The following is a 15,876-nucleotide window of genomic DNA, read 5'->3' on the forward strand; positions in this document are numbered from 1 at the left end:
ACTATAAATAGGCTGAGACAAGGAATGCTTTTAATCTTATAAATTTGTGTTGTATACCTTGCACGTCTTTTCTAAGTCGTTCACCACTGAATCCATTTCTGCCCAACTAGTGATTGTGGCACCAGATGCCAATGGATGGCCGCCCCCATTATATTTTGCTGCTACCTCATTAATAGCTGGTCCTTTGGAGCGTAGCCTTACACGAATAATGTCATTTTCCTCGACAAAAATTGCCCAAGCACGAATTCCTTCAATATCGCCAAGTATTCCGACAATTTGACTTGTTTCAGACCCAGATACATGAAACTGCTCCAAAGTGTCTTTTGATAATTTCACAAAACTAACACCTTGCTCTGACAATTGAAAATGCTGTAGAACGTATCCTTTTAATTTGGCCAAATTTCGATTAGTTTGGTACATCTTCTCATATAATTCAGTCCGGTTAAATCGATATTTAACTAGATCAGACACATACCTGAACGTTTTTTCAGTCGTACTAGGAAACAGAAACCTCCCAGTGTCTCCGACAATACCTCCATACAATAATCTCGCAGCATTTTCATTACAGATAAACCCATCGTTTTTGGCAATTAAGAATAGCTCATAGATCATTTCGCTTGTAGAACTAGCACTGACGTCAACCCAAGAAAGGTCTCCATATGCATCGACAACCGGATGGTGGTCTATTTTTATTAAATAGTCGCCTTTGGTATATCTATTATCCGAAATTCGCTCTTGATTGGCCGTATCACATATAATAACGAGTGCTCCTTCATATACAGTGTCAGCTATAGTATCCATTTCTGCCAAATAAACTAGTGAAGGGTCTTCATCCCCTACTATATGTACTTTTTTTCAGGAAAAGAATGCTTAATTATTTCCGCTAAACCAGCTTGGGAACCATAAGCATCTGGGTCAGGTCGAACATGCCGATGAATGATAATAACATCGTATTGCTTTATCTTCGCAATTATTTCAGAATGGATCATCCGAATTCCTCCGATTCATTATTAGAAAAGCGTAGGCGCCTTGCTAGCCCCGACAAGCGTAAGTCAAGCCTCATAATGGCGCTTTTTGCCATGGAGAGGATTGACTTACGACCTCGAGGGGCTAGGCGCCGAAGCTAGACAGTGCAGAAAAGCGTAGGCGCCGAAGCTAGACAGTTCTTGGCTTTTTTTTACTTTCTTATCCTGTAATAAAAAATTCTGGTAATCTTCGGTAAAACAAGCTACAATGATGAATGTTATAAACTGTAAGGAGTTGTTCTTTTGATGATTATTTTTCCAATTGTTATCATTGTGTCAATCACCATGTATATCTATTATAAAGTAGCTATTTTAAGAAACAATGATGAACTAGAGCAAGTTTACATCAATTCCAAAAGTAGGATTTTTTTAGGAATATTCATCAGCTTTTTTGGGATAAATCAATATCTGTATTATCAAACAATGGTTGCATTATCTATAGCCATTATATTCCTATTTTTAGGATTACTTCAAATCTACAGTGGGTACAAACGAGCACGCCACTATGGTAACGAACGAAAGAAAAGAATCGAGCCCTAAACAACTTATTATTTGTAATGATACGAAATTCGAAATAAAAGCCAACCAAGGGGATGAAACAGCTACTATCCTCCCCTTTATCTATCAATAAGCTGTGCTGCTATTACTGCTTTACCTACCAATGATTTTTCATGGTATACCTCTACATCCACCTTCGTAGATTTTCTCCCTATATCTAACAACTTTGGCTTCACTTCCAAAACAGTTTCTAACTGAACAGGTTTAATAAAATAGACAGAGATATTTTCCACTACAAGATCGCCTTTTTTTAAATGTCTTAAGAGACGACTACTAGCTTCTGTTACGAACGATACAAAAACACCGTAAGATAATGTACCTAACTGGTTCGTCATTTGGGGTGAAATTTCAGTACGATAAACGACATGATTGTTATCAGTCGATATATCCTCTAGTCTACTTGTAACGATGTCATCAATTGTTTCACCAACTTGAGGCTGACGTTGGATATGTTGCAAAGCTTTTAGAACATCTTGTCTAGATATTAGCCCTTCCAGTTTATTATGATTATCTACCACAGGCATTATTTCGATGCCTTCCCACACCATCATATGCGCAGCATACGCTAACGACGTTTCTTTAATGACAGTCATTGGGTTTTTAGTCATTACTCTATCGATAGTTAATGATTGATCTCGTCCTATCACGTCCTTAGACGTTACCATACCAGTAACTCTTAAATGATCATCTACTACAGGGTATCTACTATGTGTCGTCTGTTCGTTAAGCTCGTACCATTTCTTTAAAGAGTCTTTCGTTGTTAGATAAAAGGTTTCAGAAAACGGTGTAAAAATATCACTAACCAATATAATTTCTTTTTTAATTAGTTGATCGTATATTGCCCTATTTATCATCGCGGCTACAGTAAACGTGTCATAACTTGTTGAAATAATTGGTAATTTCTTTTCATCAGCAAGCTTTTTGACATGGTCATCTGTGTCGAATCCACCAGTAATTAAAACTGCAGCACCCTCTTTTATCGCTAACTCATGTGCTTCTACACGATTTCCAACAATTAACAAAGAATCTCGTTCAGTATATCTCATCATTGCATCTAATTTCATTGCGCCGATGACAAACTTGTTTAACGTTTTATATAATCCTTCCCGACCACCCAGTACTTGTCCATCCACAATGCTAACAATCTCAGCGAAGGTTAATTGCTCAAAATTCTCTTTCTTTTTCCGCTCAATTCTAATTGTACCAACGCGTTCAATGGTACTGACTAGGCCTTGATTTTCAGCCTCTTTAATTGCACGATAGGCTGTTCCTTCACTTACGTTTAACTCTTTTGCAATTTGCCTTACTGATATTTTATTTCCAACTTTTAATGAATCGATAAACAGTAGAATTTGTTCATGTTTGGTAGCCACTTTCTCTCACCAATCTTTCATCTGTACTAATAACTTATCTTTTATTGTTATTATACAGATGCAATCCAATAGTATCAATTTATTCCAGTTAAAACCTTACTTCAATGTAATTGTGAATACAAGTTGAGGAGAAAATACGATACTGTTTCAATTAAACAACAATTCTGTTATTACAAAATCTTTTCCGTTTAGCACTATATAAAACCATGAATAAAGTAAAAAACTAGAGAGCATGTACTCTCCAGTTTTCATTTCCGATTATAATTCGATGAACTCTCCCGGTTGCAAAGCTATCCCCTTACCAGGCCTTACCTTGGTTGCAAAAGCTGTTCCATCTTGTTCGATTAAAGGAAACGTATTGTAATGCATCGGGACTACTTGTTTTGCTTTTATCCACTCAGCAGCTAACAAAGCATCTTCTGGTCCCATTGTAAAATTATCACCGATAGGAAGAAATGCGAGGTCGATATCATTTAATTCTCCTATTAATTTTAAGTCTGAAAACAAGCCTGTATCACCAGCGTGATAAATTGTTTTTCCTTCGACCGTTAATAAGATCCCAGCTGGCATCCCGCCATATATATGTTTGCCATTTTCATCTACGAATAGCGAACCATGGAAAGCAGGAGTTAACTTTACTCGACCAAAATCGAAAGTATGTGCACCACCAATATGCATAGGATGCGTATGTAACCCTCTTGATTCCAAATAAACAGCTAGCTCATTAGGGGCAACGACCAGCGCATTAGAACGTTTAGCAATACTAACCGTATCCCCTACATGATCATTGTGACCGTGGGTTAGAAGAATAACATCTGGATTTATCTTGGTTGCATCAAGATCACATAGCCCATTACCCGTAATAAAGGGATCAATTAGGATGGTATGGTTTTCGGTTTTCACTTGCACAACAGACTGACCATGAAATGAAACTTTCATTAATATCCTCTCCTTCTTAATCTATCTATATTTTATATACCCATTTGATTGTCATTTTAATAGTATTTCCATGATTTTTCATATATTTCAATTAAAGTTGGATTAATCATCGTATTTGGTTTTAATTCTAGTGGTGTACCATTTTTTATCATTTGATCGTCTTCATCTTTCCCAAACGTTGTTAATGTGCCAAGCACCTTTGTAGTTAAAAAATAGGTTGGTACGGTAATGGCTAGATCTTCAATAGTTATTTCTGACCTACTTGCCATTACGAAACCCCAGTTTCCGAAGCTCGGAACATCAACATGAAGGTTTTCAATTTCTAAACCGGTTGATTCGATTGTCTTTGAAATCGTCCAATACACTTCTCTAGCAAAAACAGGACTTGTTGCCTGTACCATCATGGCACCACCTGGTAGTAAGTGGTTTCTCGCTAGCGAATAAAATTCTTTTGTGTACAGCTTATTCAAGCTCTCATCATTTGGGTCGGGGAGGTCGACAATGATTACGTCGAACCACTCCGTTGATTGCTCTAAAAATTGAAAGGCGTCTTGATTTATGACATTAACTCGACTATTAGAGAGTGAGTTGTTATTCAACTTGAGCAGATAGGGATTACTAGTTGCTAATTGGGTTACCGCTGGGTCTAAGTCAACAAGTGTTATTTGTTTGACATCCTCATATTTAAGTACTTCTTTGGCGGCAATCCCATCTCCTCCCCCTAGAACAAGTACTGAATCACGCTTGGTAGCTTGTGCCATCGTTGGATGAACTAATACTTCATGGTAACGATGTTCATCTATTGAACTAAACTGTAAACCCCCATTTAAATAGAGCCTGATATCACTTTCATCTTTTGTCACGACTATTTTTTGGTATTGACTTTCGTCCATGTAAATAATCGGGTCTTTATATAATTTCTGCTCAAACGAAAAAGCCATCTCTTCACCAAATAACAAGCCTAACAGTAATAGTATTCCAATAAGCAATCCTATGATTAAATGAATCCCTATTCGTTTAATTTCTTTTCTAAATAAACCAAGGACAATAATTGCAACTGATAAATTAATACAACCAACTAAAAACGCTGTCTTAACCATTCCTAATTGCGGGCGTAATAAAAATACAAACAATAGTCCACCGATTAGTCCACCTGCGTAATCAGAAAAAAGGACGCGGGCAGTACTTCGGTTTAGTGATACTCCAATTTCATTCGCCTTTCTTATTAGAACAGGTAGCTCCACTCCGGTCAAGGTTCCGATGGTCAATGTAATCAAATAAAGAAAAAGTGCATCCGTCCCCTCGGGTGAGAATGCAGTAATTCCAAACATGATAAAACTAGAAAATCCACCTAGAAGAGCAACCAAAAATTCTATATAAACAAATGTTACAAGCAAGTTTTTCCCTATTTTCTCACTAATGCTTGCACCAATTCCCATCCCTGTTAAAAATAAAGAAATAGTTAACGTATATTGTTTAACTCCATCCCCCAATATGTACGAGCCTAATGCACCAAAAAGCACTTCAAAAATGATGCCGCAAATGGATACGATACCAGATGCCCAGTAAATAAAATTACTTTGTTTCAGCGCTTTTTCCCTCATATCTATCACTCCACTAATAAAGAAGGCCCGACTATTCGCTTACGAAATCGGACCCCTCCATGTATACTTTTATGTAATCGATGCTCCGATCACGAATGCCAGTCCAATCGATACAGCCATTGAAATAATGCCAACTGCAACGTTATTACCTTTCACTTGTTCTTCTACAGAAAATTTTCTAGTAAAGCCCTCAAATAACAAGTATGCCACCATTTGAAGGATCACACCATAACCACCCCATAGTAGCGTTTCCCATATCGTACTACTGTGATAAATTGCAAACGACAAGATGATGCAAATACCAATTATTTTGCCGGCAATCGACAAGGCAACTGCATGATTACCATTCGCAATTTCTTCCCAATCCTTATATTTTCTAGTCAAAAGTTCGAAGATAACTAAACCAAGCAAAACTACTCCAATGGCTACAACGAAATAAATAAAAGTTAAAATAAATCCGTTCACCTCTATAACTTCCTTTCATCATAAATTATTTTCCTGCACTAGGACCACCACCACGAAAATCAGTCATCCCTCTTTTAGGTATACTACCGCCAACAGAATAACCACCATAGCATCCGCCATTACTACATTGATTCATTCTTTTCTTTCCCCAGTCATTCACACCGAGCACGTTATCTAAAAGCCTAATGGCAAAGTAAGTACTAAGAAAATTGGGTGAATAATTGTTACGAACAAATTCATCACTCGCAACCTCAATTAATAATACATCAGGGTCTTCTTCACTTGATTTTAAGGTTACAAAATGGTCAGGATATATTAAAATTTGCTGATTATCTTTAACATCACTTATTTGTTGTGGTTTTATTGTTTCGGTTAAAACAGATGCTAATTCCTCAATAGTGAACCGCCTTGTCGCGTAAATATTTGCATTGCCATTGTCACCCTGTACCACATCTAACATATAGAAATTATTGGCGAGCAGGACTTCAATTTCATTCGCATTTGTCCCTTTAATGTCATCGATAAGTGTGACTTTGCTTGGCTCGTCTGGTATTTCGTCAACAGAAACTTGTGGTCCGACAAATTGTTGCGTAATATCAGAAAGATTTGATTGCCCACAACTTGATAATATCGCTAAGCCAATTAATAGGAATAAGCCTAAAAAGTATTTTTTCATTCTATACCTCCTTTCTAGACTAGAATAACAATGGTAAACCCCCTGTAACTCTGAGATTCACAAGGGGTTTTTCTTATAAAAAATTCAAGAGCTGTTTAACGCATGGGTGCTTTTGTTCTTTGTGATAATAGTTTATTCTTTACCCATTTTCTTTTTTAATGCCTCTAATTCGTCATCTACTCCACTCTTGTTTAAATCTTCAAACTCATCATCTAGTGTTTTACTAGCAGTTGAAATGTCTTCACTTGTTTCAGCCTCTGCTTCATAACGAAGAACTTTTTCTTCCATTCTGTCAAACCCCTGTTTGGATTGATCATTTCCAATCGAGGACATTGTCCGATTTATTTTTGTTCGCGTTTTGGCAGATTCAGCTCTTGCTTTAAGAGAATCTTTTTTCAATTTCATATCTTGATATTCTTTTTTCATCTCATCAAGTTTTGTTCTTAATAAATCCGCATCACTTTTTGCTCTTGCCCATGAATCTTGAAGCGAATCAGCCTGCTTCACGTGGTTGTTCTTATCTTCTAGTGCACGTCTTGCCAAATCTTCGTTGCCTGCTTCAATCGCTTGTTCTGCTTGTTTTTGTCGTTTTTCAACGATAGCGTTGGCGTCATCTAATTTCCGTTTTAACATCTTTTCATTTGCGATTTGTTTAGCCACTGACGCTTCTACATCCCGGATATCTGACTCCATATCTCTCATGAATTGGTCAAGTAGCTTTACTGGGTCTTCAGCTTTGTCGAGCATAGTATTTAATTCTGAACTAACAATTGTCTTTACACGTTTAAACATATTAAACATTGATAAATTCCTCCTTAGGATCCTGCAATTATTTTTATTTCATATGCCTCTACCGGAAAACCATAACTAACCTCCACTTCACTACCCCAATGTTCTAAGCTAATAAAGTGTTCCTCAGTTTCATCACAATAATCTGCATATTTCGTTACCATTCCATTTATATTCTTACTTCTTCCTTCACCTACAACTCTTGCCTCACCTTCCTCATCAAGGTAATAAGTACGATTTTCAAAAGTAAGTTTCTTTGGATAGGGAAATGTAACAGGTAGATTAACGGACTTGTATATTCCAAGTTCCATCTCATCATCCATTTCAGCAGCAAGCCAAATGGTACGATTTCCTTCCATCAACTGATAGGAAATCCATTCATAGCTACCCTGCCTGTAGGTTATTTTTCCGACTACCTCATAGTCCACTAGATCATACACAACAATGTCCCCGACTTGGATCGATAGAGGGGTTCTTTCTTTAATAGGTGGCTTTTCGTTTTTGGTTTGAAATAGTTTTGAGAACAGCCCCATGAGACACCTCATTTCTAAAAAGCTTATATTAGTTTTACGAATTAACCATTTTATATGTTTCATTTTTTTTTAATTTGTTTTAAGAAATGACGAAACAAATTAATATTGATATACTACTTTGTATAAATTTTTAAAAGGTGGATTGTCAGCATGACTCGAATCAATCGTTTGTTACAGCTACTTAAAGAAAATGGAAAAGAAAGCATCTTTGTTACATCCAAAGCAAATGTGTATTACTTAAGTAACTATTATACAGACCCACATGAGCGTTTAATAGGAATATACCTTAATCAGAATGAAACTCCTTTATTTATTTTACCAGAAATGGAAAAGGAAAGTGCTCTTTCCTCCGGATGGACAGGAAGTATATTAACTTATCAAGACCATGAGAATCCATGGCAATTACTGAAGACATACTTAACAACCAGAACCGAACACCTGAGTTCAATATCCATTGAAAAGGAGCACTTATCTGTTTCACGGCATGAACAACTGAAAAAGATATTTCCTAATGCAGAAATAAGTGATGGCACCAACCTGTTGGAATCACTCCGGATAATTAAAGACAAAAAGGAATACCAGCTACTAAAGGATGCTGCGGAATTAGCAGATAAAGGGGTAGATATTGGTGTTAGGTCATTGATGGAAGGAAAGACAGAACTTGATATCGTTGCAGCTATTGAATATGAGTTAAAAAAGCAAGGAATTCGCGAGATGTCTTTTTCCACAATGGTCCTATCCGGTAAGAACACAGCAACGCCACACGGCATACCAGGACTAACCACTATAGCGAAAGGTGACCTAGTTCTATTTGACCTTGGGGTAGTATTTGAAGGGTATTGTTCAGATATAACTAGAACTGTAGCAATTAATCACGTTTCTGCAGAACAAAGAAACATGCATGAAACTGTTCTTCACGCTCAAGAAAAAGCAATTAATGCAGTGAAAATTGGCGAACCAATCGGGTCCCTAGACCAAATTGCCAGGAATCATATTCATAATAATGGATATGGCTCTTATTTCACCCACCGACTAGGTCATGGTATCGGAATAGATGTACACGAGTATCCATCAATGACTTCTAATAATCCCCTACCCATTCAAGTAGGGATGTCCTTTACGATTGAACCAGGGATTTACGTACCTCATGTTGGTGGAGTTAGAATTGAGGATGAAGTCTTTGTTACAGACCACGGTCCAGAATTACTAACCAATTATCCAAAACAACTTCAAATCATTGATATGTGAAAGCACAACTTTGAAAGGGCATAAAGTTATCTAACAACTCTACGCCCTTTCATACATTAGGCTTTAGCGGTGGCGATTGATAACATCTAATCCACCTGTAATTTCAATGATGGATCCAGTAATCATATCTGAATCCTTTTCACACAAAAATAGTATCGTTCTAGCAATGTCCTCTCCAGTCCCTGATCTACCTATTGGTGTATGGCGATCGTGCTGGTGTCTGCTATCTTTAATAGTTGATTCCTTCATTTCACCGATGATATTTCCCGGACAAATCATATTAGAAGTAATTCCATATTCCGCTTCTTCCAATGCGATTGTTTTTGTTAACGAAACTAAGCCAACCTTTGCTGCTGCAAAAGCTGCCCTATTTAACCATCCAGATGCAGAGTTTGCCCCTTGGAAGCCGTAATTGACGATTCTACCAAAACCTTGTTTCCTCATAGTAGGGATAGTTAATTTAGCCATATGAAAAGCGGCGTCCAAGTTTCCTCGAATCATTAAATCCCATTCATCATCAGAGTAATCCATTAATTTTTTCCGTTCAAATATAAATGGGCCGGCATTGTTGATTAAAAAATCGATAGCACCATTTTGTTCAGTAGCTTCTTTAATAAGTCGGGTTAGATCTTGTTTATTTGTTACGTCCGCTTTAACAAGATGTAGGTTATGATGTTTGTACCTTTGCTTCAACTGGACTGCTCTTTGTTCATCACGATAAAAGGAAACAGTAACTTGATGACCTGCTTCTAAGAATGCCTCTGTTACTTTAAGGCCTAATCCCTTCGTGCCAGCAGTAATGACCGCATGGCCCATTTTCACCCCTCCTTAGCAATTGAGTTGATTAAATTGCTATTTTTTACAAGTATATGGTACATGAACCAAGAGATAAAAGCTATTAAAAACAAGGAACTCCGACACAAATGTATAAGAAAAACGGAAGCGCCTTACTAGACTAAGGCAGGCATAAGACAAGACCTGTCGTGGCTGTTTCAAGATGTTAGGAATGGATAGAAAACTTCGAATGTTCCATGAAATATCTTTTTTGATAAAAACGGATGGCGAAGTCAGTTACTTTTGTAAGAAAATAGTAATTCGTTATAGCACCTGCACTTACACTTAAAACCGGCATTCCTTTTATTAAATACCTTTTCGTAGCTAAGACTAACGAAAATTTAATAAGTTGAACATACATCGGTAGGAGGGAGTTATCTTGAATAATCTCTTCTGTTCCTTGGTAGATGTAAGTGGAACTATTAGATAGCTCTTCGACCATTTCATCCCAATTTCTTTTGTGATAACGACTTGGTAATGTTGATGCATGAAATAACTTAAGAGATAGCATTAACTCAAATGGTTTATTTAAATCATGCCCGAACGATAAAGCAATTAATTGGATTGCTCGAAGATGAAGAACTAAAACAGAAGGCAAGTCTATACTTGATCCAATTTTACTTTTACTTCCGGTGATGGAACCCTGAATAAGAGTAAAAAGCTTTTCTTTTGTGATTTGTTGTTTGGCAATAAAACTTAATTGTTCAACTGTTAACGTCTTTAAATCATCTATTGATGAAACATGAGGGTTAAACAGTTTAGCGTTTTTTACTATTTGTTCTCTAGCATCTTTTTGGATAGTAGCACCTCTTAGGAATGCATGAGAAAAAAACAAAACATTGTCCAAGTTAAAATAAAGCTTCTTTTTGACTTTTTCATCTATTTTCTTTGTCATTTGATTAATGAACCAATCATACTTAGTTGTAAAGGAATTTGATTGATGATCCTCCATCTGCTTTTCCCAATCCTCAATTTCTTTTAAAATTGCAGAAGACAAAGGTGACACCTCCTATTCTTTATCCAATCATTAATCTATCCTATGAGTTGTAAATAAATAGCAGAACCAAACGACAAGCAACTTGCATCTAAGTTGTAATCAAACCACAAAAAAAGCTTATAGATAAACTCTACAAGCTTTTTCCCTCTATCTAGTAAGTTCTTTTTGTGTCAATCGAACAGTGTCCCGTGCGATCATTACCTCTTCGTTAGTCGGAATAACAATAACCTTGACAGGTGAATGCGGGTAATTAATAAACGTTTCTTTACCACGGATATTATTTAATGATTGATCCCAGTAAACACCCATGAATTCTAACCCTTTCAAAACTCTTTCTCGAATGGATGTACTATTTTCACCAACACCAGCAGTAAAGATAATCGCATCAATTCCATGCATTCTAGCAGCATAAGAACCGATATACTTATGAATTCTCGCAGCAAATACTTCCAAAGCTAACTCTGCACGCTCGTCTCCTGCTTTTGCTTTTTCCTCAATATCTCTCAAATCACTAGAGAAACCAGACAGTGCTAGCATACCACTTTCTTTATTTAAAACGTTCATGACTTCGTTGGCACTTTTACCAGTCTTTTCCATGATATATGGAATTAATGCCGGATCTATGTTACCTGAACGTGTTCCCATCGTAACACCAGCGAGCGGTGTAAATCCCATTGAAGTGTCAATGGATTTACCTCCGTCAATTGCAGCAATACTTGCACCATTACCAAGATGACAAGATAACAACCTTAATTGGCTTAATGGAACTCCCATTAATTCCGATGCCCTTTCAGAGACATACTTGTGAGAAGTACCGTGGAAACCGTATTTTCTTATGCCGTACTTTTTGTAATATTCATATGGCAAACTGTACAAGTAAGACTGTTCCGGCATTGTTTGATGAAAAGCTGTATCAAAGACTGCTACAGCAGGAACATCTGGGAGTATTTCTTTAAATGCTCTTATCCCTGTTAAGTTAGCAGGGTTATGCAGGGGTGCTAAGTCAGAAACCTCTTCAATTTCATTTATAACTTCATTTGTTATTCGAACAGAATCACTAAACTTTTCCCCGCCGTGTACAACCCTATGTCCAATCCCGTCAATTTCGTCTAAAGAAGAAATGATACCAGTCGACGTTAATTTAAAAAGCAGCATTTTAACTGCTTCCTCATGATTTTGAATATCTTTCACAGTTGTATCTTTTTGCCCGTTTACCTCTATTGTAAAGATAGAATCGTTAATACCGATTCGTTCTACAAGTCCTTTGGTAATTACTCTTTCTTCCGGCATCACTATTAGTTGAAATTTCAAGGATGAACTACCGGCATTAATAGCTAAAATGTTGCTCAAATTCTCTCAACCCTTTCATATTAGGTTAGGCCCAACTCCATTTTAACCACCGGTTTCGTCCATTTGCAACACGAAGCTGAAATGACAGCGGTTGCGACGTGAATTTGTTATTTTCTAACTATTGAAAACCCTTCATTTTGAAACCATTCATTCATTTGTGCGAGGATGCTATTCATCGCTTGAGGATTCTTGAAAGATGGAAGTTGCGCCATTAATGTTTGTTTAGGTGTCTTAGTAGCTTGTCCCTTTTTTTGCAATATTAATATACTCTTTGCATTTTGTTCTGACTTAAACATACTTAGTGGCAACTGAAGCATTCCTACAATATGGCTGTGTTGCTGAAGAAACTTGTTTAACTTGTCGGATTGTTCACTTGTAAATAAATGATTTGGAATAACAAGAATCATATAACCAGCAGGTTTCATATAGTGTAAACCCTGTTCAATGAATAAATGGTGGGCATAGGAATGTCCACTATTTGCCTTTAACTGATAATGATTTGCTTGAATATCATCTGGATAGTATCCGACTGGTAAGTCAGATATTATTACGTCAACAGGTTCCAACAAAAAAGAGCGTAAACTATCTTGATGAAAAAATTCCACATTCAGTTTTTGTAAATTTGCATTCATTAAGGCCAATTTTATTAATGTTGGATCTACTTCACTACCATAAGCTTCGACGCCATTATCCATACTGTTCATAACAGCTGTTAGCAAATTAGCTGTGCCACAAGCGGGGTCAAACAAACGAATAACATCAGTTCTATTGATAAATTTATTGGCAAGATAACCGATAAACATTGCAACAGTATCTGGTGTCATTAAATGCTGTTGCTGCGTAGCGCCCTTCATCCCTTTTAGGATAACAAGTTGGATCGCTTTTCGAATTTCTTCTTTTTCATATTTGTCTATATTCATTTCGTTTATTGCTTGATCTAGTTCATCTATTAATTTGTCATCAAATTCTTCGGTCGTTTGTCTTGAAAAAACATATTCTAGACCAATCGCCAAACTATCGATATATGGATGATTTAAATTTTCTTGAATTTTTTCTGTTATTTCATCTACTAATTGAAATAGTCTCTCTATGTTTGATTGTTCCATCGTTTCTCCTCCATTCATTCCCTTTCCTTCTACAGTGTTACTATCAGACATTCCATTATAAATTTTATATAGTTTTGACCAATTGTTCTAGTAATACGTTTTTATTATTTTTAACAACTATAGAAAGCCCGGCAGCTTCATGTACCGGGCTTTCCATTTTATTAGAATGCTTCTCATCCTAGTATGACTTTAAGGCTAGGTTATGTCTAATTTCTTGTTTATTGTTTATGGAAGAAATACCAATAATTATTGCTTCTCGTCTTTTTCTTCCCTGTTTGCATCAGAGTTTGAATCGGTTTTAACATTTTTCATCATATCTTGAATTTTTTCGATTGCCTGTGGAGCTAAATCAATTAGTTTTTCAGCAAGATGGGCATTTTTGTCTATATGAATCATCTGGGAACCTTTACTATTTACTATTAAAAAACCTACCGGTGAAATCGAAACACCTCCACCAGAGCCACCACCAAATGGAAGAACTTCAGAATTACTATCATCATTCCCTTGCTGCGAGGATGGAGAAAATTCTGTTCCCCCAACGGCAAACCCGTATCCTACACGACTAATAGGTAAAATAACTGATCCATCTGGAGATTCAACAGGATCCCCTAAAATTATATTTACATCAACCATTTCTTTTAAATTGTTCATAACAGAATCCATCATGCCCTCTAAAGGGTGCTGTTGTTCACTCATAATTTTCCTCCTTATGGTTAAGCTAGATTTCTATTCAAATTATTTTCACTTCTTTTTATTTGTCTGACAATATGAAAGAATGCCACAATAGTTTGACCTAATCGAAAAGAAACCATACATTCACACTCGCTATTCACCTGTTTTTTTTGAAAAATTGGTACGACATTTATTGTGGGCTTTGTCTTAACCGTCATGTAATCAGTCATCAATCTAACTATTGATCCTTTCACAGACCATAATCCACCAGACATTATCCCTGTTAAAAACGCATCGCCTGTTCCCAGCTCTGTCGTCCAGTCAAATTTGTGCAGGCGTATTTTCCCTAATAAGTTGAATACTTTGTCCTTGACCGCGTTCCATAGTTTCAGCTTTACTTTCCAGTTATCGCTAGTAAACAGTTTGCTATCTTCAATCATATTAGTAGCGTCAGTAGCGTCGTCTTGTTTCTCAGGTAATTCCATCTTTCGCTTATATACATTTATTCCCAAAACCCTAACTTTTATGTGAAAATAACTCATTTCATTTTGAAGTGAGAGATAGAATGTTGTATAAATCCTAAGAAAATAACTTATAATGAATAAGATGATGATTAGAAACAATAGGAAAATCACCCATAACATTCCACCCACCTCCATATATCTAGTATTTCAACAAATGTTTGGAATTAAACACACAATCGGTTAATTTTATTACCAAACTAGGATTAATTTCCAGTTTGTGTTACCGTGATGGTAGGGAAAATGAAAGATTACTAGAAAGAAGGGGACTATAAGATGGATAACAGGAAGAATCTTTATTTTCATTATCCTAAGAGTAATCAGCTAGAAAAGAGGCTTACTCCTTTATTTGATCTGGCTAAGGAAAATGGATTTACTATTTTAGATGATTACACTAAAGCAAATATCATTGCTAGTATTGGAGGCGACGGGTCTTTTCTCCAAGCTGTTCGGAAAACAGGATTTAGGCAGGACTGTTTATATGTAGGAATTGCTCAAGCAAATGAATCTGGATTATACTGTGATTTTAATTTAGACAATTATGATGAGATGGTTCATTCTATCATGAATGAAGAGCTTGAAGTAAGACGTTTTCCAATCATAAAAGTCGTTATTAACGGGGAAAGCAAATTTTACTGTTTAAATGAAGCTAGTATTCGATCTGCTATTATTAAGACAATTGAAATTAATGTCTATATCGATGATAAACCTTTCGAGACATTCCGTGGAGATGGATTAATTGTTGCAACACCAACAGGAAGTACAGGGTATAATAAATCAACGCATGGGGCTGTAGTTGATCCGAAGACCCCCTGCTTCCAAGTATCAGAGCTCGCTTCATTAAATAATAACCGTTATCGTACATTAGGGTCTTCTTTTATCTTAGATAAAGAAAGAACACTTAAACTAGAAGTTATCCAAGACGGAAATGATTATCCTATCATTGGGTTGGATAATGAAGCCTATTCAATCAGGAACATACAAGATTTAACAATTACACTAAGTGAACAACGAATTAAAACAGTGAAGCTAAAAAACAATTCCTATTGGGATCGTGTTAAACGAACATTTTTGTAAGACAAAATTCAGATTTAGTTCTAAATATGATAAGAAGGGGTCAGACCCCTTCTTAATCAACAGAAAATCTGGCTCTCTATGCCCTCCGCCCCAATCTTATGCTGACACA

General features: G+C 36.4%; 16 protein-coding genes and 1 pseudogene. 3 read left to right on the plus strand and 14 right to left on the minus strand.

The genetic code is table 11. From position 1 onward, the window contains the following. Positions 1-36: 36 nt before the first annotated feature. Positions 37-986 (minus strand): annotated as a pseudogene (locus NC799_RS02380) (DHH family phosphoesterase). A gap of 285 nt (positions 987-1,271) precedes the next feature. Between NC799_RS02380 and NC799_RS02385 the strand changes: the two are divergent. Continuing rightward, positions 1,272-1,565, plus strand: coding sequence for a YtpI family protein (locus tag NC799_RS02385; protein ID WP_272444786.1), 294 nt, complete (start codon positions 1,272-1,274; stop codon positions 1,563-1,565). Between the two features lie 77 nt (positions 1,566-1,642). Here NC799_RS02385 and NC799_RS02390 read toward each other — a convergent pair whose 3' ends face one another. From NC799_RS02390 to NC799_RS02420, 7 genes are all read right to left on the minus strand, one after another. Continuing rightward, positions 1,643-2,956 (minus strand): DRTGG domain-containing protein, encoded by a 1,314-nt coding sequence (locus NC799_RS02390; protein ID WP_272444712.1) that lies wholly within the window; start codon positions 2,954-2,956, stop codon positions 1,643-1,645. 258 nt (positions 2,957-3,214) lie between these two features. Further along, the gene (locus tag NC799_RS02395) at positions 3,215-3,895 is read right to left on the minus strand and encodes a metal-dependent hydrolase (protein WP_272444713.1); all 681 of its coding nucleotides are present in this window, start codon (positions 3,893-3,895) and stop codon (positions 3,215-3,217) included. Positions 3,896-3,951: 56 nt separating this feature from the next. Beyond that, entirely contained in the window at positions 3,952-5,499 is a 1,548-nt protein-coding gene (locus NC799_RS02400; protein ID WP_272444714.1) for a polyamine aminopropyltransferase, read from the minus strand. A 69-nt stretch (positions 5,500-5,568) separates the two neighbouring features. Beyond that, positions 5,569-5,964 carry a DUF350 domain-containing protein gene (locus NC799_RS02405; RefSeq protein ID WP_272444715.1) on the minus strand — a complete coding sequence of 132 codons (396 nt, stop codon included), beginning with the start codon at positions 5,962-5,964 and terminating at the stop codon, positions 5,569-5,571. A gap of 25 nt (positions 5,965-5,989) precedes the next feature. Then, positions 5,990-6,640 carry a DUF4247 domain-containing protein gene (locus NC799_RS02410; protein WP_272444716.1) on the minus strand — a complete coding sequence of 217 codons (651 nt, stop codon included), beginning with the start codon at positions 6,638-6,640 and terminating at the stop codon, positions 5,990-5,992. 132 nt (positions 6,641-6,772) lie between these two features. Further along, on the minus strand, positions 6,773-7,441 hold the full coding sequence (locus NC799_RS02415) for a PspA/IM30 family protein (protein ID WP_272444717.1): 669 nt from the start codon (positions 7,439-7,441) through the stop codon (positions 6,773-6,775). Between the two features lie 14 nt (positions 7,442-7,455). Beyond that, positions 7,456-7,962 (minus strand): DUF4178 domain-containing protein, encoded by a 507-nt coding sequence (locus tag NC799_RS02420; RefSeq protein ID WP_272444718.1) that lies wholly within the window; start codon positions 7,960-7,962, stop codon positions 7,456-7,458. Between the two features lie 150 nt (positions 7,963-8,112). Here NC799_RS02420 and NC799_RS02425 point away from each other — a divergent pair, with 150 nt between their 5' ends. Next, entirely contained in the window at positions 8,113-9,210 is a 1,098-nt protein-coding gene (locus NC799_RS02425) for a M24 family metallopeptidase (RefSeq protein WP_272444719.1), read from the plus strand. Between the two features lie 63 nt (positions 9,211-9,273). Here NC799_RS02425 and NC799_RS02430 read toward each other — a convergent pair whose 3' ends face one another. The 6 genes from NC799_RS02430 to NC799_RS02455 form a co-directional block, all read right to left on the minus strand. Next, positions 9,274-10,026, minus strand: a complete 753-nt coding sequence (locus NC799_RS02430; RefSeq protein ID WP_272444720.1) for an SDR family oxidoreductase — start codon at positions 10,024-10,026, stop codon at positions 9,274-9,276. Between the two features lie 184 nt (positions 10,027-10,210). Beyond that, a complete protein-coding gene (locus NC799_RS02435; protein ID WP_272444721.1) occupies positions 10,211-11,041 on the minus strand; it encodes an EcsC family protein in 831 nt (276 codons plus the stop codon). A 147-nt stretch (positions 11,042-11,188) separates the two neighbouring features. Then, the gene (locus NC799_RS02440; protein WP_272444722.1) at positions 11,189-12,391 is read right to left on the minus strand and encodes an acetate kinase; all 1,203 of its coding nucleotides are present in this window, start codon (positions 12,389-12,391) and stop codon (positions 11,189-11,191) included. A gap of 107 nt (positions 12,392-12,498) precedes the next feature. Continuing rightward, the gene (locus NC799_RS02445) at positions 12,499-13,515 is read right to left on the minus strand and encodes a class I SAM-dependent methyltransferase (RefSeq protein ID WP_334313838.1); all 1,017 of its coding nucleotides are present in this window, start codon (positions 13,513-13,515) and stop codon (positions 12,499-12,501) included. 228 nt (positions 13,516-13,743) lie between these two features. Beyond that, entirely contained in the window at positions 13,744-14,193 is a 450-nt protein-coding gene (gene ytfJ / locus NC799_RS02450) for a GerW family sporulation protein (RefSeq protein WP_272444723.1), read from the minus strand. A 17-nt stretch (positions 14,194-14,210) separates the two neighbouring features. After that, positions 14,211-14,813, minus strand: coding sequence for a DUF2953 domain-containing protein (locus NC799_RS02455; protein WP_272444724.1), 603 nt, complete (start codon positions 14,811-14,813; stop codon positions 14,211-14,213). Positions 14,814-14,966: 153 nt separating this feature from the next. On the opposite strand from NC799_RS02455, the gene NC799_RS02460 reads away from it, so the two are divergent. Continuing rightward, entirely contained in the window at positions 14,967-15,767 is an 801-nt protein-coding gene (locus NC799_RS02460) for an NAD kinase (protein ID WP_272444725.1), read from the plus strand. Positions 15,768-15,876: the final 109 nt, after the last annotated feature.

Source organism: Aquibacillus salsiterrae, from assembly GCF_028416595.1.
GTDB lineage: Bacteria > Bacillota > Bacilli > Bacillales > Amphibacillaceae > Aquibacillus_A > Aquibacillus_A salsiterrae.